This is a genomic window from Streptomyces murinus (assembly GCF_002154555.1).
Classification (GTDB): Bacteria; Actinomycetota; Actinomycetes; order Streptomycetales; family Streptomycetaceae; genus Streptomyces; species Streptomyces murinus.
The window spans coordinates 1-21,568 of record NZ_MUNF01000311.1; the positions used below are offsets into that span (position 1 = coordinate 1).

The following is a 21,568-nucleotide window of genomic DNA, read 5'->3' on the forward strand; positions in this document are numbered from 1 at the left end:
GCCCCTGACGTGCAGCGAGGCGGCGGCCTCCAGCAGACAGCGCAGGTCGCTCTCGCCGCGTCGCAGGGAGTTGACCGCGTGCACCCGGGCGCCCCGGGTCAGCGCGATCTCCTCGACCGCGCCGCGCAGCGTCTCGTGCGGGCCGATCTCCACGAAGGTGCCGATGCCGTCCTCGACCAGCGCGCCGATGGTCTCGGCGAACCGGACCTGATCGCGCAGGTTGTGCACCCAGTAGCCGACGTCCACGACCGGGTTCACCGCCCCGGCCAGCGCCGTGGAGTGGAAGTCGATGCTCCCGGTCGACGGGCTGATGCCGTCGATGAGTTCACGCAGCGGACCGGTCAGCGGGTCCATGCCGGGGCTGTGCACCGGCCGCTCGACCCGGATGTTCCTGGTCGAGATCCCGGCCGCCCGCAGGTCCGCCTCCAGGGCGCGCACCGCCTCCGGTGAGCCAGAAACCGCCGTGCTGGTGGGGCTGTTGACCACGGCGACGGCCGCGTGCTCGGCGTACGGCGCGAGCCACGGCGACAGCTCCCGCTCCGGCAGGTCGACCGAGATCATGGCGCCTGGGGCCGCCTTGCGTTCGAGCAGATGCGACCGCGCCACGACGACCCGCGCGGCGTCCTCCAGCGACAGCGCCCCCGCGACGCAGGCCGCCGCGACCTCGCCCAGGCTGTGCCCGACGACGGCGGCCGGCCGGATGCCGAGCTGCAGCCAGACCCGGGCCAGCGACACCTGGAGGGCGAACAGCACCGGCTGCTGGAAGTCCATCTCCTCGAACCGGGCCTCGCCCTCCGGGGCGTCGAGCTGTTCGAGCACCGAGCAGCCGCCGGCCGCGCGCACCGCGGTGTCACAGGCGTGCATCCAGGTGCGGAACCCGGTGTGTGTGCGCAGCAACTCCCGCCCCATGCCGACCCATTGGGTCCCGCCGCCGGAGAAGACCAGTGCCACCCGCCGGTCGGTGCTGCCGGAGACCGTGCCGGTGACGACCTCGGGGTGCGGCCGCCCGGCGGCGACCCGGGCGAGCCCGTCCAGCACGTCCTGGCGGCTGCGGGCGAGCAGCGCCACCCGGTGGTTCTGATGGGTGCGCCGGGTCGCGAGGGTGTACGCGAGATCGGACACCCGCAGGCCCGCGTCGCGTTCGACATGGTTGGACAGCGCGCGGCAGGTGTCGGCCAGCGCGGCCGCCGAGTGCGCGGACACCGGTACGAGACGCAGGACTTCGTCACTCGTGGCGGCGCCCGGACCCGGCCCGACGTGGCGTCCCCGGTCACCCGTGAGGAACGGGGACGCGGTGACCGGGTGGCCCGCGGTGTACAGCGCGCCGAGCGAACCCAGCAGGGTCTGCGCCTCGTCGGCGCCGCGCCGCAGCGAGGGCAGGGTGGCCGCGTCCAGGAGCTGCGCGGCGGCCTTGAGCAGGAGCGGGTGCGGGGACAGCTCGACCACCGCGTCGATGTCGTAACCGCGCAGCGCCGTCAGGGCCTTGACCACCTGGATCTCGTGGCGCAGGTTGTCCGCCCAGTAGTCGGGGCCGAGTTCCGCGCCGTCGACACGCTCGCCGGTGACCGTCGAGATCATCGGGACGCGGGTCGTGCGGGGCCTGATGCCGTCGAGTTCGGCCCGCAGCGGGGCGAGGACATGGTCGACCAGGGGCGAGTGGGGTGCGTGGCCCATCCGTACCCGATGGGTCGTGATCCCCTCCTCCGTCAGCCGCTGGACGAGCGCGTCGATCTCCTGCGGGGTGCCGGTGACCAGCGTGGAGTCCGGGCCGTTGTGGCCGGACACGGTGAGCTGCCCGGTCAGATACGGCTGGACGGCGGCCGCGTCGGTCGTGACCACGATGCCTTCGCCGCGGCCGACGGCCAGTTGCTGGAGCAGCCGGCCGTGGCAGGCGGCGAGCCGCGCCGCGTCCTCGAAGTCGAGCGCCCCGGCGATGTGCGAGGCGGCGAACTCGCCGACGCTCTGGCCCACGACGACATCCGGCGCCACCCCCAGCGAGCGCCAGGCGTCGGCCAGCGCCACCTGCAAGCAGAACAGCAGCGGCTGGAAGACGTCCATGTCGTCCAGACGGCCGTCGGCCGCGAGGAGTTGGTCGACCAGGGAGAAGCCCAGCAGCTCCCGCATCCGCCGGTCGGAGCGCATCATGGACCGCCGGAACACGGGCATCCCGGCGAGCAACTGCCGCCCCATGCCCACCCATTGGGAGCCGTTGCCGGAGAACAGGAACGCCACCCGCGGTCGGGGACCGGCCACCTCTGCGGCGCTGAGCCCCGAGGCCGTCGTACCGGCGGTGAACGCCTCCAGCTGGGAGCGGAGTTCACCCATGTCACGGGCGGCGGCCGCGAGCCGGAACCGTCCCTCGCCGGGCGCCCGCCCGCAGACCTCCCGCAGATCGTGCTCGTCCCGCAGGGCCCGGGCCCGCTCGGCCAGCGCCTCGGGGGAGTCCTCGGCCAGCAGCAGGAGTCTGCCCTCGGGGCGCGGCAGTTCCTCGACGGCGACATGACAGATCGCCCCGCCGAACCCGAACGAGCTGACACCCCCGCGGCGCGCGTCGGACCGGCGCGGCCACGCGGTCAGCCGGTCCTGCACGGCGAGCCCGTACTCGTCGAACAGGATCTGCGGGTTCGGCGCGGTGTAGTGCAGGCTCGCCGGCAGCACCCCGTTGCGGATCGACAGCGCCAGTTTGACCAGGCCGACGATCCCGGCCGCCGCCTCCAGATGTCCGACATTGGACTTGACGGACCCGAGCCGCAGCGGCGCCGGCCGGTCGCCGCCCAGGACCGCGCCGATGGCATTGGCCTCGATCGGGTCGCCGAGCGGCGTCGCGGAGCCGTGGCACTCGATGTAGTCCACGAGGGCCGGCGCGATCCGGGCCCGCCGGTACGCGGTGCGCAGCATCAGCTCCTGCGCCTGCGGATTGGGCGCGGTCATGCCGTTGCTCAGCCCGTCGTTATTGGCCGAACTGCCCTTGATCAGGCAGTAAACCGGCAGCTCGCGCTCCAGCGCCACACTGAGCGGGGCCAGTACGACGACCCCGGCGCCCTCACCGCGGACATAGCCGTCGGCGCGCGCGTCGAAGCTCTTGCAGCGGCCGTCCGGGGCGAGCGCGCCCATCTGGTCCATGGCCGTGTAGTAGTCGGAGACGAAGCTCAGATTCACGCCACCGGCGAGCACCAGCTCGCTCTCGCCCATCCAGATCGACTGGCAGCCCAGATGCACCGAGACCAGCGATCCGGCGCAGGCGGCGTCGATGGCCATGCTCGGGCCCTGGAGACCGAGGACGTAGGAGACGCGGTTGGCGATGATCCCGTCGTGCATACCGGTCGCGGTGTGCGGGGTGATCTGGCTGTCGGGGCCCCGGTAGTGCGCGAGCGCCGCGTAGTCGCCCCAGCAGGAGGCCATGAACACGCCGGTGTCGCTGCCGACCAGGCCGAGCGGCGGCACACCGGCGTCCTCCAGCGCCTCCCAGGCCAGCTCCAGGATCAGTCGCTGCTGCGGGTCCATCTGGACGGCTTCCCTGGGCGAGATGCCGAAGAACAGCGGGTCGAACCGGTCGATGCCGTCGATGAACCCGCCCCAGCGCACCGCGTCGCCCAGCAGCTCGCGCCGCGCGGCCGGCACCGGCCCCACGGCATCGCGTCCCTCGGCCAGCAGCCGCCAGAACGCGGCGGGATCGGGACCGCCGGGGAACCGGCAGCCGATGCCCACGACCGCGACGGGCTCGTACGAGGGCCCACGGCGGTCCCGGCCGGGGGCGGCCGCCTCCGGCGCGGCGGGCGGGCCCTCGACCAGTGCCCGGGACAGCTCGTCGACGGTCGGATATTGCCACATCCAGGTGACCGGAACCGGACGGCCGAGGAATGCGGACAACGCGGCGGCAAGCGTGGCCGCCTTGGCCGAATCCAGACCGTACTGATGCATCGGCGCCCAGCGATCCACCGTATCCCTGGAAACGTCCAGCAGCTCCACGAAGCGAGAAAGCAGAAAATCTGTGACGGCGCGCACATCGCGCGGCCCGCGCTCTTGGGGCATTTCGCCTCCTCGGCAAGGCGGATGGAATGGGCCGGTCGCCGGCCCGAAAGCAGGAGATGGTTTACGGACACAGAGGTTCGTTCGGCCGCGCCGGGTACTGCGACGCGTCACCACACACGCGAAGGCAACCAAGGGGTGCTGATGAAGAAGGAGTTGGAGGAATGTCCGAGCGATCGAGCGTCCGTGGTCAGCGGACGGCTACCGGCTCACGCTCGACTGATCGTGCGGCCCCCTGACAAAGGCGGAGCCGCCGAATACCCGAATGACTGCACTGAACCATGACTGCACTGAACCGCCCTCGTTGAGTCATCCCGACAGAATCAGCTCACGGTCAGTTGCGTTGACTATGGCGACGTACACGCGAAACCCCTCGCCCGCACGGCCACCGCCGACGGGAGTCACGGTCCGCTTTACCCCGGACGGACCGCTTGACGAGGTGCTCACCCCGATCGGCGAATGTCAGCCTGCCATCCGGTGATTGGTGGGGCAAGAGTGCCTGCTGGCCGGAACCCGCACTGGCAAGATTTCACTCCCGGGTGGCTGGTTCGCCGACTTGCGCGAAGGCCGGACCGTATGAACTGAGCCTTGTTTCCAGCCACTTGGAATACCGGTGATTGACCTGGGTGAGGCGCGGTGATCGTCTTAGGGGGTTCGTGTCCCGGGGAGAGGAAGCAGCACCGCGATGCTCAACACATCAGCACAGGGGCGGGCCTTGTCACAGCGGCCGGGCCTGGCGCTCGGGGTGCTGGCCGGGGCACTCGCGCTGGACCTCAGCGGCATGGCCGTACTGAACGCGGCCCTGCCCTCCGTCGGGGCACGCTTCGAGCTGCGGGACACCACGCTCCAGTGGGTCATGACGGCCTACTCGGTCACCTTCGCCGGATTCCTGCTGGTGGGCGGGCGGTTGGCCGATGTGTTCGGCAGGCGCCGGGTCTTCGAGGCCGGCGTCGCGCTGTTCACGCTGGCCGCGCTGGTCGGCGCGCTGGCGCCGGACGGCGCGGTGCTGCTCGGCGCGCGGGCGGTCCAGGGCATCGGCGCGGCCCTGTCCGGACCGGCGGCGCTCGCCCTGCTGACCGAGGTGTTCCCGGAGGGCCCGAGCCGGGGCCGGGCGCTGGGCGTGTACGCGGCGGTCGGCGCGGCCAGCTTCAGCGGCGGGATGCTGCTGGGCGGCGTACTGACCGAGTTCCTCGGCTGGCGGTCGGTGCTGTGGTTCTCGGTGGCCCTCGGCGCGATCGTGCTCGCGATCACCCGGTCCGGACTGCCCGACGGGGTGGGCACCAGGGTCCCGCTGGACCTGGCGGGCGCGATATCCGGCACCCTCGGGCTCGCGCTGCTCGTCATCGGCGTGAGCCTCGGCGGGGTGTGGGCCTGGGCGCTGATCGCCGCGGCGGTGGTCTTCCTGGTGCTCTTCGCCGTACACGAACACCGGGCGCCCGACCCGCTGTTGCCACTGACCCTCTTCCGGATGTCCTCGGTACGGCTGGCCACCGCGGCGGCGTTCCTCCAGTACACGGCGTCGGTCGCGATCGTCTTCTTCGCGCCGCTGTATCTCCAGGGCATGCTGGGCTACTCACCGGTCGAATCCGGCCTCTCCCTGGTCCCGATGTCCCTGACCGTCTTCCTCACGGCCAACTTCGCCACCGGACGCCTGCTGGCCAGGTACGGCCCGCGCGCCCTGATGGTCACCGGCCTGCTCCTGATCGGCGCCGGCACGGCCCTGTGGATCACCACCCCGGCGCACGGCGACTATCTGCTGCATGTGCTGCCCGGCCTGGTGATCAGCGGTTTCGGCCAGGGTCTGAACTTCCCCGCCATGACCACCGCCGGCCTTTCCGACGTCCCCCCGAAGCAGCACGCCGTCGCCGGCGCGGTCAACGTCGTCGCCCAGCAGATCGGCTCCAGCGCGGGCGTCGCTGCCCTGGTCCTCCTCGCCGCGACCACCGGCGACCGGCTCGGCGGCTACCACCTGGCGTACCTGGTGGCGGGCATCGCCTGTGCGATCGGCGCCGGTGGCATTGCGCTGGCCCGCCCGCGGAACTGAGCCCTGGGGGCTTTGGGCCACCACGTGAGAAACCCCGCAGGATCTTCGAGGCATGGAGTCCGGGGCTCGGGGTATGGGCGGCCACGTGAACGCAGCGCCAACGATCCGCACGGCGCCCCGGTCCCGAACCGGTGGCCGACGGTCCGTGCCCGCCGAACCGATGGCCGCCGTCGCGGAGTTCGACGGAGAGCCCGGATGCATCGCCGTGGCACGGCACGAGGCGGCACGGTTCCTGACCCGCGCCCGGGCCGAACACGGCGTCGCCGTCTCCGCGCGCGCCCTCGACCTCACGCGGCTCGTCGTCAGCGAGATGGTCACCAACGCGTGCAAGTACGCCCCGGGGCCGATCCGCATGGACCTGCGGATCACCGGCGCCCGGACGGAAGAGCCCCGGATCGAGATCTCGGTGCGGGACTCCGTCCCCCTTCCTCCGGTGGTCCGGGCCGCCGAGCCCCGGCGGGTGGGGCAGCACGGGCTGGAGATCGTCCTGGCCGTCGCCGAGTCGTTCGAGATGCGGCCCGAACCGCCGGGCAAGCGGATCATCGTCCGGATCGCCCTCGCGGACAGCGGGGACACCGGACGGGAAGAGGGAGCGGACCGGCCGTGCGCACGGACCCGGCGCCCCGCACCGCGCTGCCGTCAACGCGCCGACAACCGCCCGGAGACGCCCGCCTCCGTCGCGGACCGTGCTTCCGCAGAGACCTGCGCTGTTGCCGAGGCCCGCACTTCTGTGGAGACCCGCCCCGTACGTCCGTGACCGCCGACTGAGCCGCCGCCGGCCGACCGATCCGCCCCCATGAGCGGCCCCGCCGCCCGGTCACAGCCGCTGCCACCGCGCGCTGCACCACGAGAAGACCCCGAACGCGGCCAGGCCCAGCGCGATGAGGGCGAGCAGCCAGGGCCCGGCCGGCAGATCGCGGAAGGAACGCAGCGTGTCGTCCACACCCTTCGCCTCGCCCGGCCGATGCCGGGCGGCCGCGACGACGGCGAACCCGCCCGCCACGGCGAAGACGACACCCTGTGCCGTGCCACCGACGACACCGAAGAAGTCCGTGATCCGGCGCGCCATGGGCGACATGGCGTCGATCCGCAGGTCCTTGCGGAACTCCTTCCGCAGCGCCCGGACCGACATCCACACCCCGATGACCACCACGGCGGCACCCCCGACGCCCACGAGCCACTGCCCGTCCGGCCACCGCAGGGCCGTCGCGGTGACATCCTGGGTGCTCCGGTCGGAGGATCCGCTGCCGCTGCCCCGGGAGCCGACCGCGTAGGCCAGCACCGAGAAGGACAGGAAGACGTAGAAGACGCACTGCGCCGCCGCCCCCACCCGCTTCGACGGCCTGCCCGCCCGCGGTCCCGCCCCGCCGAACGCCACCTCCGACAGCCGCCACAGCGCCATACCGGCGAGTGCGGCCCCGACGGCCCAGAGCATCGCCACCCCGAGCGGCCGATCGGCCAGTTCCTCCAGGGCGCCGCCCCGGTCGGCCTGCTGCCGGCCGCCGTCGCCACCGAAGGCGATCCGCAGCGCGATGACACCCACCAGGACGTGGATCAGCCCACGAGCGGCGAAGCCGGACCGGGCCGCCACCGCCATCGCCGTACCGTCCGCGGCCCGGCGCACCTCGCCGCGCCCCCTCGGCACCCATGAGCGGGCCCGTGACCGGGCCCATGACCGTGCATCCATAGTCCGCCGATGCCCCGGGGAACCCGTCCGACACCTCGGCGACCGGTCAGCGGCGGCTGGTGGCGAGGGCGTGCAGATGATCGAGGGCGCCGGCGACGGTGCCCCGGTGCCAGATCAGCCAGCGCGCGACCTGGCCGCCCAGCTCGTGCAGGGCCTTCAACTGGGCGTCGGTGAGGCCACCGAGCGTCCCCTCATGGTGGGAGGAGATCATGCCGACCACGGCACCCTTCGGGCTGACCAGCGGAACACTGTGGCAGGCGCGGCTGCCGGTCTGGAGGATCGCCTGCCGGGAACCCTCGTCGAAGGTGTCGCAGGAGGCGACGTCCTTGACCGTCACCTGGCGCTTCTCCTCGGCGGCCCGCGCGCACGCAGTCGTCGAGTCCTCGACGAAGGTGAAGTAGTCGGTGAAGCGCTTGTTGAGCCCGGTGTGCTTCTCCAACCGCAGCATTCCGTTCTCCACCAGCTGCACATTGCCCATCTCGGCGCCGGTGATGTGCAGGGCGCGGTGCAGGGCGGCCGTGAGGACCGCGCCCTGGCCGGCCGGCTGCCCCTCGCCGCGCAGGGCGGGCAGCGCGGGCGCGGCGCCGCGCGGCCGACGCGGCATCCAGCTGTGGGCGTTGCGCGCCGGGGCGGGCGCGTGGACCGCGACATCGGCGAGCGTGTGCAGCTTGACGTTGAACCGCTGGGAGGTGCGGCGCAGCAGGTCGAAGGCTTCCTCCCGGGACGAGAGCCGGTAGCGGGAGAGGAGGAGATCCTCGGCGCGCGCGATACCGGCGTGTGCCAGCCGCTGGTTCCGCTCATCGAGAAGGCCGTCGAGGTCGACCGGGCGGCTCTCCGCCGCGCCGCCGGGTACGGCTTCCTCGTGTTCGACGGGCGTCTCCTGGTCCGCGGTCACCGGCCGGCCTCCTTGTCCGACGCGACCCGCGCGAGGCGGTCGCATCCCGAATGAGTGACAACACCGTGGTGCCTGCCGGCCGAAGCACCTGCCCACACTGTATGCGCACCCGTCGGAGCGACCGCCGGACGGCCCCCGTGCCCCCGCGCTCGCCCCCGGGACGGACCGGCATGTGTGCCCCCGCCATGACCGCGCCCCGAAGAGCGGTGTCCGGCGACATGCCGCCCGCCGCCCGCCGCTCCTAGGGTTCCGGCAACCACACACCGCGCTCCCGTCCCCGCGCACGCGGCCGCCGCCCCGGACCGGCGCGGCGGGATGCGTGCGACGGACGGGCGACACCCCGTCAGGAGCGGCCCGTCATGCCTTCCCGCGTCATCGACACCTTCCGCGGCAGATCCCTGCGCGCGCTCACCCTCGCCGTCGCCGTCGGCGCCCTGGTCGCGGGCTGCTCCTCGGCCGGCACCGCCGGCACCACGTCCGCCGGAGCGGACGGCGGGTCCGCCCCGGTGAAGGTGGGCCTCGTCTACTCCCGCAGCGGTCCTCTCGCCGCCTACGGCAAGCAGTACGAGCAGGGCTTCAAGGCGGGCCTGGCCTACGCGACGCACGGCACGGACACGGCCGGCGGTCACCGGATCGAGGTCACCGAGCAGGACGACACGGGCGACCCGGCCAAGGCGGTCGCCGCCGCCAAGTCCCTCCTCGGCGCGGGCTGCAAGATCCTCGCGGGCACCACCGACTCCGGCGTGGCACTCCAGATGGCCCCGCTGGCCGCCCAGAACAAGGTGCTCTACGTCAGCGGCCCGGCCGCCACCGACGCGGTCACCGGCGTCAACGCCTACACCTTCCGCTCGGGCCGGCAGTCGTACCAGGACATCCTCGCCGCCGGTACCCTCCTCGGCGACGCCGAGGGCAAGAAGGTCACCGTGCTCGCCCAGAACTCCGCGTTCGGCCAGGCCAACGTGGCCGCGGTGAAGGCGGTCCTCGGCCAAAAGGGCGCGCACGTCGGCTCCGTACTGGCCCCGCCGAGCGCCACCGACCTCACGCCCTTCGCCCGTCAGACCAGGGCGGGCAGGCCGGACCTGGTGTTCGTGGCCTGGGCGGGCGGCAACGCCCCCGCCCTGTGGACCGCGCTGGACCAGCAGGGCGTGCTGGACGCGAGCAAGGTCGTCACCGGACTCGCGGGCACCGCCTCGTACCCGGTCTTCGGGCCGGGCGGCACCAAGATCGCCTTCCTCGCGCACTACTTCCCGGGCGCCGGGGGCGGAAACCCGGTCGAGAAGGCCATGCTGGACGGCATCACCAAGGCCGGCGGCAGCCCCGACCTGTTCAGCCCGGACGGCTTCACCGCCGCCCAGATGATCGTGCACGCGATCGCATCCGGCAGCGCCACCGACACCACGGCCATGGCCAAGTCCCTGGAGGGCTGGAGCTTCGCCGGGCCGAAGGGCAAGGAGCAGATCCGCGCCCGTGACCACGCCCTGCTCCAGCCGATGTTCACGGCCCGCCTCAAGGGCACCGGCGCCGCCGCCCGGCCCGAGCTGATCGCCGGCCTGCCGATGGCGGCGGTGGCGCCCCCGGTCGCACCGACGGCGGGCTGAGCGGATGTCCCCCTCGAACACGACGTCACCGGGCGCCGAGGACGCGGCGGGCGACACCGATAAGGCCCCGGCCCCCGTTCTCCGGCTGCGCGGCGTCGGCTGGACGATCGGTGGCGCGACCATCGTCGACTCCGTCTCCCTCGACGTCCGCGAAGGCGAGTTCCTGGCCTTCATCGGCCCCAACGGCGCGGGCAAGACCTCGCTGTTCAACCTGATCAGCGGGCTCAACCCGGTCACCCGGGGCACCATCGAACTGGACGGCCGCGACATCACCGCACAGGCCGCCCACACCCGCGCCCGCCGCGGCCTCGGACGTACCTTCCAGACCTCCAGTCTCTGGCCGGGCATGACCGTCGCCGACCATGTCGGCCTCGCGGCCCAGGCCGCCGACGGCGGTTCGTACCGGGTCTGGCGCCGCGCCGACACCTACCCGGAGCGGGTGGAACGCGTACTGGACCGCACTCAGCTCACCCACCGCGCCGACACCTGCGCCGACGCCCTCTCGCACGGCGAGAAACGCAAGCTGGAACTCGCCGTCCTGCTCGTCGGCGAGCCCCGTCTGATGCTGCTGGACGAGCCGATGGCGGGCGTGAGCGCCGAGGAGGTGCCCGCCCTGACCGGACTGATCCGCTCCCTGCACAGGGACGAGGGGCGCACCGTGCTCATGGTCGAGCACCACATGGACGTCCTGCTCGACCTGGCCGACCGCCTCGCCGTGATGCACCACGGCACGCTGCTGGCGCTGGACACCCCCAAAGCCGTCATGGCCGACCCCACCGTCCAACAGGCCTACCTAGGGGAGGAGTTGTGAGCCCCGACCCCGCGGCGAGTCCCGACCCGGCGGCGAGTCCCGACCCGGCGGTGAACCCCGTACCGGCGGTGAGCCTTGTCCCCGCGCCCCTGCTGACCGTGCGCGACCTGCGGGTCGTGATCGGGGGCCGGCACATCCTGCACGGCGTCGACCTGACGGTGGCCGCCACCGGCACCACCGCGCTGCTGGGCCGCAACGGGGCCGGCAAGACCACCACCGTGCGCGGCATCCTCGGCCTGGTCCCGCGCACCGGCAGCGTACTGCTGGCCGGCGAGGAGACGGTCCGCCTCGCGACCCACGCCCTGGTGCGCCGTGGCATCGGCTACGCCCCCGAGGACCGCGGTGTCTTCGCCGCCCTCACCGTGGCCGAGAACCTGCGCCTGGCCGAGCGCCCCGAGAGCGGCGAACCGGCCTACGACCTGGTGCACGAACTCTTCCCGGAGCTGCGACGCCGGGCCCGGCAGGCCGCCGGCACCCTGTCCGGAGGCCAGCAGCAGATGCTCGCCATCGCCCGGACCCTGCTCAACGGCAACCGGCTGATCATCGCCGACGAACCCACCAAGGGCCTGGCGCCCAAGGTCGTCACCGAGGTCGCCCGGGCGCTGGAGCGTGCCGCCGAGGCAGTGCCGGTCCTGCTGGTGGAGCAGAACCTCGCCGTCGTACGACACCTCGCCCGCCACTGCGTCGTACTCGCCGACGGCCGCACCGCACACCAGGGACCCGCCCTCGACCTACTCGCCGACACCGAGGCCGCCCGCCGGCTGCTCGGCGTCGGCCGCGGGGACCCCGCGCGGACCGGCCCGCCCCTTCCCACCACGGCGCGCCCTGCCGCCCCGACCCCGGAGGCGGACACCTGATGGCCACCGTCGTGCTGCTCACCTTCACCGGACTCGGCCTGGGCGCCCTGTACTTCCTCATCGCCTCCGGCCTGTCACTGATCTTCGGCCTGATGGACGTCCTCAACTTCGCCCACGGCGCGCTGCTGACCATCGGCGCCTACGGCACCTGGTGGGCCGCCTCCGGTCACCTCCCCGGCGCCGGGCCCGGCGGGGCGGGCTTCGCCCTCGCCGTCGTCTTCGGCACCGCGATGGGCACCGTCGCCGCCGTCCTGCTCGAAGTCGCCGTCATCCGCCCGCTCTACACCCGCCCCCGCGAACAGATCCTCGCCACCGTCGGCGTGGGCCTGGCCGTACCCGCCCTGCTGTCCGCGCTCTGGGGCGCCGACCCCCGGCCCCTCAACGGACCGAAGGCCCTGTCCGGCACCTTCGGTCTGCTGGGCGCCCAAGTGCCGCTGAACCGGCCGGTGTTGATCGCGGCGGCCGTACTGGTGCTGGCCGCGCTCAAACTGTTCCTCGGCCGCACCCGGCACGGACTCGTCGTCCGCGCGGGCGTGGAGGACCGGGCGATGGTCACCGCGCTCGGCATCGACGTCCGCAAGGCCTTCACACTGGTCTTCGCCATCGGCGGCGCGGCGGCGGCACTCGGTGGCGCCCTCGGCGGCCTCTACTTCGGCTCCGTCGACCCCGGGCAGGGCACCTCCCTGCTCATCTTCGCCTTCGTGGTCGTCGTCACGGGCGGCCTGGGCTCGCTCACCGGCGCCGCGCTGGCCTCCGTGGCCGTGGGCCTCGTCCAGCAGTTCGCCAACTACTACACCACCGCGGGACTCGGCGACGTCGCCGTCGTCGTCCTGCTCGCCGCCCTGCTGCTCATCCGGCCGCGAGGGCTCACCGGGAGGCTCGCATGACCACCGCCACCCAGCCGCGCGACCGGGCCCGCAGCACGCGCCCGCGCCCCGCCACCCGCTCCGAGCGGCTGCGGCGCGCCGCCCGCTGGTGGCCGGCCCCGGCGCTGCTCGCGCTGTTCACCGTCCCCTACAGCGCGCTGCCGCTGCCGGGCCTGCTCGACGGGCCGATCGGCGGTCCCGGAAACCTCCAACTCCTCGCTCTGTGCCTTCTGTTCGGTGGCCTGGCCACCGGCTACGACCTGCTTCTCGGGCGCACCGGACTGCTCTCCTTCGGGCATGCGCTCTACTTCGCCGCGGGCACCTACGTCACCGACATCCTGATGCTGGAGGCGGGCCTGTCCTTCACCGCGTCCGCGCTCCTCGGCCTGCTCGCGGGCGTGGCGCTGTCCGCCCTCCTCGGCGCGGTCAGCCTGCGGGTCGGCGGCATCGGGTTCTCCATGGTCACCCTGGCGTTCGCCCAGGCCGCCTCGATCCTGGTGCAGCGCGACCCCGGGGGCGTCACCGGCGGCGAGGAGGGCCGAGCCGCCCCCGCGGACCGGCTGCCCGCATCCCTGGTCGGCATCGAGCACACCGCCGATCTGTACTGGATCGCGCTGGCCTACCTCGTGGTGACCCTGGCCGTCGTACGGTGGGCGGTCCGCTCGCCCACCGGCCGGGTCTGGGAGGGCATCAAGGAGAACGAGCGCCGGGTGGAGGTACTGGGACTGCGCCCGTACGGCTTCAAGCTGATCGCCTTCGTCCTGGCCGGCACCCTGGCCGCGCTCGGCGGCATCGTGTACCTGCTGCTGACCGGCGGCGCCACCCCGCGCACCACCACCTCCGACTTCACGCTGTCCCTGCTGGTGATGGTGGTCCTGGGCGGCTCGGGCACCCGCTGGGGCCCCATGATCGGCGGCATCCTCTACACCTGGGCCGACCAGCGCCTCGGCGACCCGGCCGGCTCGGGTACGGTGGCCGCCCTGCCCCCGGTGCTCCGGGTACCGCTGTCGCAACCGCTGTTCCTGCTCGGCGCATTGTTCGTCGCGGTGATCTACCTGCTGCCCGGCGGGGTGGCCCGGCTGCCCGCCCGACTACGGTCAAAAGCAGCCGGTGTGCGGTGAGTTCACTTCCGAAGCCCTCGGCGTGCGACAGCGTCCCGTGCCGTGCCGTGCCGGACCGGTCATCCGCCGGACAACAGATGCAGACGCAGGGCGAGTTGGAGTTCCAGGGTCTGCTCGGGGGTGTTCCAGCCGGGGCCGAGCAGGGCGTGGATGCGGTCCAGGCGCTGCACGACCGTGTTCACATGGACGTGCAGTTCCTCCTTCGCCCGGGTGAGGCTGCCGCCGCAGCCGAAGTAGGCGCGCAGGGTGCGGACCAGCTGGGTGCCGCGCTGGGCGTCGTACTCCAGCAGCGGCCCCAGGGTGGCGGCGACGAAGCCGTCCACGTCGTGGTCGTCGCCCAACAGCACGCCCACGAAGCCGAGTTCGGCGGCGCAGGCGCCGCCCCCGTCCCGGCCGAGCACATGCATGGCCCGCAGACAGCGGACGCCCTCGGCGTGCGCGTCGGCGATCGCCCGCGGTCCGGCCGCGGGACCGGCACCGGCGACCGTGACCGGCACCCCGGCCAGCCGCCCCAGCTGCCCGGCGGCGGCACGGGCCGCCGTACCGGGACCGGTGCCGTCGCAGGGGAGCAGCAGCACGGCCGCGCCCTCGTGGACCGCGCTGACGCCGCCGCACCCGAACAGGTACTGCACCGCCGCGTCGGCGAGCCGCTCCCGGGCCGCGTCACCGGTGCGGGCGACCAGCAAAAAGTGCGGACGGTCGAGGTCGATGCCGAGCCGCCGGCCGCGCGCCACCAGCCCGGCCGGGTCGCGGTCGGGCGCGGTGAGCAGATCGGTGATCAGGTCGCCGCGGACCCGGTTCTCGGTCTCCGCGACCGAACGCCGCAGCAGGAGCAGCAGCGAGGTCACCACGCTGCTCCGCTCGAACAGCCGCCGGTCGGGGTCGTCGAGCTCCGGCCGTCCGTACAGGACGAGACAGCCCAGCAGTTCCTGCCCCGCCAGTACCGCGCAGACCCAGCGCCCGTCCCGGAAGACCGCGTGGGCCGTCGCGCGCGAGCTCTCCGCCGCCGCGACCAGCGCGGCCGCCTCCTCGGCACCGGCTGTCTCCTCGGCACCGGCGGCCTTCTCGGCCCTGGCCGCTCCCTCGACCGCGGTCGTCTCCTCGGCACCTGCCGGGTGCTCTCTCCCGTCCGTGCCCCCGCCGCTGCGCTCGCCGGTCGAGGTGAGCGGCCACCCGGCGCCGTCATGCACCGCGACCTCGCCCTTCAGCAGACCGGCCACCGCGGCGGCCACGTCCGACACGTCTCCGCCGCGCAGCACCAGATCGGTGAGCCGGTCATGGGACTCCGCGGCCCGCTGCATGGCGGCGGAGTGCTCCCGGATCACGGCGTTGGCCTCGGCCAGTTCGGCCAGCGCGAGCCGTGCGTCGGCCATCGTCCGGGCGGTGTCGATCGCGATGGCGGCGTGGTCGGCCAGCGAGCACAGCAGGGCGACCTCCTCCGGGGCGAAGGTGCGGGGCGTACGGTCTGCGGCGAAGAGCGCCCCGATGACCTGACCGCCGCTGCCCGACCCCAGCAGCAACGGCACCCCGAGTATCGCGACCAGGCCCTCGTCGAGGACCCCGGCGTCGATGCTGCCGGTGTGCAGGAAACGGCCGTCCGTGCGGTAGTCCGGGGAGGCGTAGGGGCGGGCGGTCTGCGCGACCAGCCCGCCGAGGCCCTCGCCCAGTTGCAGGCGCAGATTCTGGAACAGCTCCGACACCGAGCCGTCGGTGACCCGCATATAGGTGTCCCCGGCCTCCTCGTCGGCCAGCGTGAGGTACGCCGTGTCGGTGCCCAGGAGCATCCTGGCCCGCCGCACGATGGAGCGCAGTACGGCGTCGAGGTCGCGCAGGGCCGCCAGGTCGCCCGCGGTGTCGAAGAGCGCGGTCAGCTCCGTCTCCCGGCGCCGGTGCTGCCGCAGCGTGTTCCGCACCCGCAACGCCGCCTCGGTGGCCCCCTCCACCTCCGCGAGGTCCCGGGCGTCGACACCGGCGCGGCGCGCCTCGGCGGCGACGGCGCCGAGTTCTTCGGCCGGGGCGCCCGCGGCGAGGAGTTCGACCAGCCGGCGAAGGTGCGGGGCGGCGGAGGTGGGTCTGTGCGACATGGGGCAACCGTGGGGAAGTCGGGGGCACATGAGGGGCGAACGGCGAGCGGGTTCGAACGGCCCGGGAGCGGTGCCGGGCCGTTCGAGGCGGACGCGACCGGTGGACGGAGGACGGACGGTTCGCGCCCTTGGGTGGACCGGTGGCGCTCAGGTGGAGGCGGCCGTCCGCCGGTCCGCGGTGGCCCGCGCCGCGGCCCCGTCCCCCGGTTCGATCGCGGCCAGATCCCTGCCGCGCGTCTCGCGGGCGGCGAGGACGGCGACGACGGTGATCAGTGCGGCCAGGCCGACGTACACCGAGATCGGAGTGGAGTTTCCGTAGGACCCGAGCAGCGCGGTGGCGATCAGCGGGGCGGGGGCACCGGCCGCCACCGAGGAGAGCTGGGCCCCGATGGACGCGCCAGTGTAACGCATCCGGGTGGCGAACAGCTCGGAGAAGAAGGCGGCTTGAGGCGCGTACATGGCGCTGTGGAAGATCAGCCCGACGGTCACGGCCAGCACCAGCGCGGGGAACGACCTGGTGTCGAGCAGCGCGAAGAAGGCCCAGGACCACAGGCCCACACCGACCGCGCCCACCAGGTAGACGGGCTTGCGCCCGACCCGGTCGGAGAGGGCGCCGAACAGCGGGATCAGACAGAACTGCACGGCGGAGCCGATCAGTACCGCGTTCAGGGACGTCTGCTTGTCCATCTTGAGGTGCTCGACGCAGTACGTGAGGACGAAGGCGGTGATCACGTAGTAGGAGATGTTCTCTGCCATCCGGGCGCCCATCGCGACCAGGATGTCCCGCCAGTGGTCGCGCACCACCGCGACCAGCGGAGGCCGTTCGGCGCGCTGCTGGGCCTTGCGCCGCTCGGCTGCGGCCAACGCCTCCTTGAACAGCGGGGATTCATCGACGGACAGCCGGATCCACAGGCCGATCATGACCAGTACGGCGGAGAGCAGGAACGGCACCCGCCAGCCCCAGGAGTCGAACGCGTCGTCGCTGAGCACCGTGGTCATCAGGGACAGCACCCCGACGGCGACCAGATTGCCGGCCGGCGCACCGCCCTGCGGCCAGGACGCCCAGAACCCGCGCCGCCTCGCGTCCCCGTGCTCGGACACCAGCAGCACCGCCCCGCCCCACTCACCGCCGAGCGCGAAGCCCTGGATCAGTCGCAGAGTGGTCAACAGCAGGGGAGCCGCGACCCCGATCGTGTGATACCCGGGCACACAGCCGATCAGCGCGGTGGACAGCCCCATCATCAGCAGACTGATCACCAGGAGCTTCTTGCGCCCGAGCCGGTCACCGTAGTGACCGAAGACCACGGCACCGACGGGCCGGGCCACGAACCCGATCGCGTACGTGAGGAACGACAACAGCGTCCCGGTCAGCGGATCCGACTCCGGGAAGAACACCCGCCCGAACACGAGCGCGGCGGCGGATCCGTAGAGAAAGTAGTCGTACCACTCGATGGTGGTCCCGATGAGACTGGCGGCGACGATCCTGCCGAGCCCGGCGGCGGGCGGGGGAGCGGTGTTTCCTGCGGCCATGTGCGCCACTTCCTGGTGTGCGGTGGGGAGGGGGACGTGTCGGCACACCGTAGGAAGGCGTACGTCGGGTGCACATGTGGCGGGGCGACATAGTTATGAGGCCGGCTATGCGTACAGCCACCATGCCGACTCACGGCTTCCCGCCGTAGCTTGACGGCTTCGTTCGAGCGGACAAGTGGACAAGGAGACTCGGCGTCGCCGCCCTGGGAACAGGGCGCTGAGTGAACAGGGCGCTGAGCTTCGCGCACGCGATTGCCCCGAGGCGGCAACCCGCCCCATGGCGTCCCATCCGGACGATGGGCAGTCGCCACGTACAGGAAGGAGCCGAGCCCACTGGCCACGAAGAAGACAGCAAAGCCTCGCAGCGCATACCACCGTCTCGGGCGGGCTATGGAGGGGGCGCCGACCGGTCCGTCCGGGTGGCGGCCATGGTCCGGACGGAGGGATTGCGGATGCGGCGCACTGCGGCTCCCGGACCGCGAGGGCATCTTGACAGGCGTCCAGACCGGGCCTGGTGACCCGGACGGCCGCCGCTGATCTCCGGGCCAGCGGCACGGCACGATCCGTGCTCCTGCGGGAGACGGAACAAGTGAGGAACTACATGCTGAACTACCGCCGACCCGCCCTGCCGTGGGTGCTGACGAGCGCGGCGATCGGCCTCCTCCTGGCCGTCACGGGCCCCGCGGGGCCCGCGCACGCGGGCGCGACCACGGCAGGTTCAGACGTCTCGCAGGCGCGCGCGGTCTGCCCGCCCACGCCGCTGTGGGCGAACACCGGCGGCAGCGACCGGAATCTCATCCAGTACGACGACACGGGCGACACTCTCAGCACCGCCCCCCTGGTCCGCGACTACGGCGACATCGCCTTCAGCCCGAACGGATCGACGCTGTACGGGGTCGACTTCCCCGGCACCGCGGGCTCGGCCACGCTCTACACGATCGACCCGATCACCGGGGCGGAGACGGCGGCCACACCGATCACCGGCCCGCTGGCGGCTGTCACCCCGACGACCGCTGTCAACGGCCTGACCTCCCGAGCGGACGGGATGCTGGTCGCGGGCTCGTTCTCCAGCAGCCAGATCTTCCTGATCGACCCCGCCACGGGCGTCTCCACACTGTTCCCCGCCGCCTTCCCGGCCGGCATCGTCTCGGCCGGCGACTTCATCACCCTGGACGACGGCGACATCCTCGCCTTCGGCACGCCGGACGCCACCAGCCCGTCCCCGGTGTTCAGGATCCGCCCCGACAACACCGTCATCCAGATCGGCACGGTCCCCCAGACCTTCGGCGCAGCCAAGTCCGCCGGGCAGGTCTACGCCTTCGCCTCCAACGGCGACATCAACCTGCTCAGCAGCCTGCCCACCACCGCGTCCACCGCGGCGCTGCCGGTGACGACCATCGAGGCCACCGGCCGCGGCTTCTACGGCGCCACCTCCACCCAGGACTCCGGCACCTGCGTCACCCCCGCCTACACCATCGCCAAGAAGGCAACGCCGACCGTAAACGTGAACGAGGGCGACACCGTCACCTATCAGGTCACCGTCAAGAACACCGGCTCCACCGCCGCGAGCGGGGACTTCACCGACGACCTCAGCGACGTCCTGGACGACGCCACCCTCGTCCCCGGTTCGGTCACCTCCACCACCGGCACCGCGACCGTCACCGGGAACACGCTGACCTGGACCGGCACCCTGGCGCCCGGCGCCACCGCCGCCGTCACCTACAAGGTCACGGTCAAAACCCCCGCCGCCGGCGACCGCAGCCTGGTCAACAACGCGGTCCCCACCGCGCCCGGCGGTAGTTGCACCACCACCCGGGCCTGCACCGTCACCATCAAGGTCAACAAGGGCGATGACTGCGACAAGCCCGGCTACGGTTACGGCTACGGGGCCGGCACGCGCAGGAAGCAGGCCGCCACCCGACACTGACCGGGCTTGGACAACGGCGACCACTGGCAAGGACCGAGCCGTGCGTGCCCTGTGAAGCACAACCCGCTCCGCGCCACCGCGGCGAGGACCCTTGAGCTCCCAACCGCTTGGCCGACGGTGCCGGGACAGGCAACCGCGACAGAACGGTCAGGGGCCGTCTCCCTCGCTTTCCGTGGGCGAGACGGCCCGATCGGGTTCACAGGCACCGGCACTCAACAGGACCGGAGGGAAAAGTCCACCCACTGGCCTGCTGGTCAGGTGTGGAGCGCCCCACCACGACGCGTGCAATCGGCGAAGTACGACCGCTGCCGGCGATTCGGGGCTGCACCGTCGCCCGACTGCGTACGCTCGCCGAAGTCGTCGACCATCTCGCGACGGACGCCTGCTGTTCTCCAGCCCGGCCGGGCCGGCCGGTTGCGCGGATATCAGGGCGCAACTGCTCTCACGCGGCCTCGTGGCGCGGGCCTTGCCCGTTCTCTCGCCGGCACGAAGCTTCCCGGTGCTGGTTCGGGGCTGACTTTGAAGGGGTAATGACGGGAAAGCCGCAGGCCGTAGCTCTGATCAGATGAGTTGTCGTACCACTCGATGGTGGTCCCGATGAGCCCGGCGGAGGGACGCCCGCCCGACCCACCGCACGAAGGGCCTCTCCGGTGCGGAATACTCTTCGGATGAGTTCACGCACTTCCCCGGTCGCCCGGCAGATCGCGATACGGAGGGCCGTACCCCGGGACGCCAAACGGCTCACGCGGCTCGTGCGGGGCTCGGGCGCCTACGCGGGTATGTACGCATCGGCCGTCGAGGGCTACCGGGTCGGTCCTGATTACATCGAGGCCCACCGCAGTTTCGTGGCCGTCGGCGGCGAGCAGGACGGCGGCCGGGTCCTCGGCTTCTACTCGCTGATCCTCGCTCCACCGGAGCTCGACCTGCTGTTCGTCGCCGACGAGGCGCAGGGGCGGGGCATCGGGCGCCTGCTCGTCGCGCATATGCGGTCGGAGGCGCGGGCCGCCGGGATCGACCGTGTCAAGGTCGTGTCGCATCTTCCCGCCGAGGACTTCTACCACCGCGTCGGCGCGGTCCGGACCGGGACCGCGCTCGCGAACCCGCCCGCCGTGCCGTGGGACCGCCCCGAGTTCGAGTTTCGGATTTCTCCGGTTTCTCCGGAGTGACGGTGGCGCCGGTTCGCTCGCTCCGAGCCTGATCCCGTGCCGCTGCGAAACCGACCCGAGCGCTCGCCCCAGCCGGTGATCCTTGGGGCCGTACCCGTACCCGTACCCGTACCCGTACCCGTACCCGTACCCCTCCCGCCGCCGGACCGCGCCCGGGTCCTCAGCCGGGGCTGGAGCCGGAACCACCCGCTGACTCGTCGGCGGCACGCCGGTACTCGGCGTTGATGCGCTGCGCCTCCTCGAGCTGGTCCTCAAGGATGACGATGCGGCACGCGGCCTCGATCGGGGTCCCCTTGTCCACGAGTTCGCGAGCACGCGCGGCGATCCGCAGTTGGTAGCGGGAGTACCGGCGATGCCCGCCCTCCGAGCGGAGGGGAGTGATCAACCGGGCTTCACCGATGGCTCGGAGGAAGGCCGGGGTGGTGCCGAGCATCTCGGCCGCCCGCCCCATCGTGTAGGCCGGGTAGTCGTCATCGTCGAGACGATCGTTCAGTGGATTGTCCGATGTCATGTCACCTCGCTGTGCAATGCAACGCGTCGAGGGGCCCTGGTGCCGTACGGCACCAGGGCCCCGAAGGAAATTCAACACCATCTGTCGGCCCTACTGCTCAGCCGACCTTCTCTTTCCGCTACCCGGCCCGGCAGGGCGGAGCAGGGGATCGCAGCTGCGTGACCGGGGACCACCATCCATTCCGGGGTCTTGCGGTACCCGGACCGCGTGCTCGGCGGTCCGGACGATCCTGATGGCGTCTGCTCCTCCCTTTTCCTCGCGAAGCAACCACTGTGCGAGCCGGTGCCGCTGTGGGCGGCTCCACCTCTACGTGCTGAAGCCTACCCACGCCGGAGAAAAAATGTCTACTGGCAACTGTAGATTTCACCCTTCAGGCAGAAGAAGAACCTTCCTGCCATCGGCTCGGGACGTCTCGGCCGGGAGCCGCGGGTCCCTCCGTGCG

General features: G+C 72.4%; 15 protein-coding genes. 9 read left to right on the top strand and 6 right to left on the bottom strand.

Annotated elements, in window-relative coordinates; translation table 11 throughout:
• Window positions 1-4,032 (bottom strand): type I polyketide synthase (locus tag CCN72_RS19240; protein ID WP_086808604.1); only part of this gene is annotated, 4,032 nt, incomplete at its 3' end.
• 682 nt (window positions 4,033-4,714) lie between these two features.
• On the opposite strand from CCN72_RS19240, the gene CCN72_RS19245 reads away from it, so the two are divergent.
• Both CCN72_RS19245 and CCN72_RS19250 read left to right on the top strand, forming a co-directional pair.
• A complete protein-coding gene (locus tag CCN72_RS19245) occupies window positions 4,715-6,073 on the top strand; it encodes an MFS transporter (protein WP_086808590.1) in 1,359 nt (452 codons plus the stop codon).
• Between the two features lie 145 nt (window positions 6,074-6,218).
• Complete coding sequence (locus CCN72_RS19250) at window positions 6,219-6,830, top strand: ATP-binding protein (RefSeq protein ID WP_341868883.1); 612 nt, start codon at window positions 6,219-6,221, stop codon at window positions 6,828-6,830.
• Between the two features lie 60 nt (window positions 6,831-6,890).
• On the opposite strand, the gene CCN72_RS19255 is transcribed toward CCN72_RS19250, so the two are convergent.
• Window positions 6,891-7,670, bottom strand: a complete 780-nt coding sequence (locus CCN72_RS19255) for a DUF1206 domain-containing protein (RefSeq protein WP_086808591.1) — start codon at window positions 7,668-7,670, stop codon at window positions 6,891-6,893.
• Between the two features lie 136 nt (window positions 7,671-7,806).
• Complete coding sequence (locus CCN72_RS19260) at window positions 7,807-8,655, bottom strand: GAF and ANTAR domain-containing protein (RefSeq protein ID WP_244174320.1); 849 nt, start codon at window positions 8,653-8,655, stop codon at window positions 7,807-7,809.
• A 359-nt stretch (window positions 8,656-9,014) separates the two neighbouring features.
• Here CCN72_RS19260 and CCN72_RS19265 point away from each other — a divergent pair, with 359 nt between their 5' ends.
• The 5 genes from CCN72_RS19265 (at window position 9,015) to CCN72_RS19285 (ending at window position 13,908) form a co-directional block, all read left to right on the top strand.
• Window positions 9,015-10,253: a substrate-binding domain-containing protein gene (locus tag CCN72_RS19265; RefSeq protein WP_086808593.1), complete on the top strand. Its 1,239-nt coding sequence runs from the start codon at window positions 9,015-9,017 to the stop codon at window positions 10,251-10,253.
• A gap of 4 nt (window positions 10,254-10,257) precedes the next feature.
• On the top strand, window positions 10,258-11,064 hold the full coding sequence (locus tag CCN72_RS19270) for an ABC transporter ATP-binding protein (protein ID WP_086808594.1): 807 nt from the start codon (window positions 10,258-10,260) through the stop codon (window positions 11,062-11,064).
• A gap of 98 nt (window positions 11,065-11,162) precedes the next feature.
• Window positions 11,163-11,921, top strand: a complete 759-nt coding sequence (locus CCN72_RS19275; RefSeq protein WP_208638043.1) for an ABC transporter ATP-binding protein — start codon at window positions 11,163-11,165, stop codon at window positions 11,919-11,921.
• Window positions 11,921-12,808, top strand: a complete 888-nt coding sequence (locus CCN72_RS19280; RefSeq protein ID WP_086808595.1) for a branched-chain amino acid ABC transporter permease — start codon at window positions 11,921-11,923, stop codon at window positions 12,806-12,808. The genes CCN72_RS19275 and CCN72_RS19280 overlap by 1 nt, the downstream gene beginning before the upstream one ends.
• Complete coding sequence (locus CCN72_RS19285) at window positions 12,805-13,908, top strand: branched-chain amino acid ABC transporter permease (protein ID WP_086808596.1); 1,104 nt, start codon at window positions 12,805-12,807, stop codon at window positions 13,906-13,908. Before CCN72_RS19280 ends, CCN72_RS19285 begins: the two co-directional genes overlap by 4 nt.
• Before the next feature lie 59 nt (window positions 13,909-13,967).
• Here CCN72_RS19285 and CCN72_RS19290 read toward each other — a convergent pair whose 3' ends face one another.
• Both CCN72_RS19290 and CCN72_RS19295 read right to left on the bottom strand, forming a co-directional pair.
• Complete coding sequence (locus CCN72_RS19290; protein ID WP_086808597.1) at window positions 13,968-15,992, bottom strand: helix-turn-helix domain-containing protein; 2,025 nt, start codon at window positions 15,990-15,992, stop codon at window positions 13,968-13,970.
• Between the two features lie 147 nt (window positions 15,993-16,139).
• Window positions 16,140-17,522, bottom strand: coding sequence for an MFS transporter (locus tag CCN72_RS19295; RefSeq protein ID WP_086808598.1), 1,383 nt, complete (start codon window positions 17,520-17,522; stop codon window positions 16,140-16,142).
• Between the two features lie 589 nt (window positions 17,523-18,111).
• Between CCN72_RS19295 and CCN72_RS19300 the strand changes: the two genes are divergently transcribed.
• Together CCN72_RS19300 and CCN72_RS19310 are read left to right on the top strand one after the other, a co-directional pair.
• Window positions 18,112-19,449, top strand: coding sequence for a DUF7927 domain-containing protein (locus CCN72_RS19300; RefSeq protein ID WP_143664134.1), 1,338 nt, complete (start codon window positions 18,112-18,114; stop codon window positions 19,447-19,449).
• A 668-nt stretch (window positions 19,450-20,117) separates the two neighbouring features.
• A complete protein-coding gene (locus tag CCN72_RS19310; protein WP_167408693.1) occupies window positions 20,118-20,615 on the top strand; it encodes a GNAT family N-acetyltransferase in 498 nt (165 codons plus the stop codon).
• 160 nt (window positions 20,616-20,775) lie between these two features.
• On the opposite strand, the gene CCN72_RS19315 is transcribed toward CCN72_RS19310, so the two are convergent.
• Window positions 20,776-21,126, bottom strand: a complete 351-nt coding sequence (locus CCN72_RS19315; RefSeq protein WP_085567810.1) for a MerR family transcriptional regulator — start codon at window positions 21,124-21,126, stop codon at window positions 20,776-20,778.
• Window positions 21,127-21,568 lie beyond the last annotated feature (442 nt).

Excerpts from the sequence above, each read along its gene's own strand:
- CCN72_RS19245 (WP_086808590.1), top strand. The coding sequence starts at position 4,715 with ATGCTCAACACATCAGCACAGGGGCGGGCCTTGTCACAGCGGCCGGGC.
- CCN72_RS19255 (WP_086808591.1), bottom strand. The coding sequence starts at position 7,670 with ATGGCGGTGGCGGCCCGGTCCGGCTTCGCCGCTCGTGGGCTGATCCAC.
- CCN72_RS19265 (WP_086808593.1), top strand. The coding sequence starts at position 9,015 with ATGCCTTCCCGCGTCATCGACACCTTCCGCGGCAGATCCCTGCGCGCG.
- CCN72_RS19270 (WP_086808594.1), top strand. The coding sequence starts at position 10,258 with ATGTCCCCCTCGAACACGACGTCACCGGGCGCCGAGGACGCGGCGGGC.
- CCN72_RS19280 (WP_086808595.1), top strand. The coding sequence starts at position 11,921 with ATGGCCACCGTCGTGCTGCTCACCTTCACCGGACTCGGCCTGGGCGCC.
- CCN72_RS19285 (WP_086808596.1), top strand. The coding sequence starts at position 12,805 with ATGACCACCGCCACCCAGCCGCGCGACCGGGCCCGCAGCACGCGCCCG.
- CCN72_RS19290 (WP_086808597.1), bottom strand. The coding sequence starts at position 15,992 with ATGTCGCACAGACCCACCTCCGCCGCCCCGCACCTTCGCCGGCTGGTC.
- CCN72_RS19295 (WP_086808598.1), bottom strand. The coding sequence starts at position 17,522 with ATGGCCGCAGGAAACACCGCTCCCCCGCCCGCCGCCGGGCTCGGCAGG.
- CCN72_RS19310 (WP_167408693.1), top strand. The coding sequence starts at position 20,118 with ATGAGTTCACGCACTTCCCCGGTCGCCCGGCAGATCGCGATACGGAGG.
- CCN72_RS19315 (WP_085567810.1), bottom strand. The coding sequence starts at position 21,126 with ATGACATCGGACAATCCACTGAACGATCGTCTCGACGATGACGACTAC.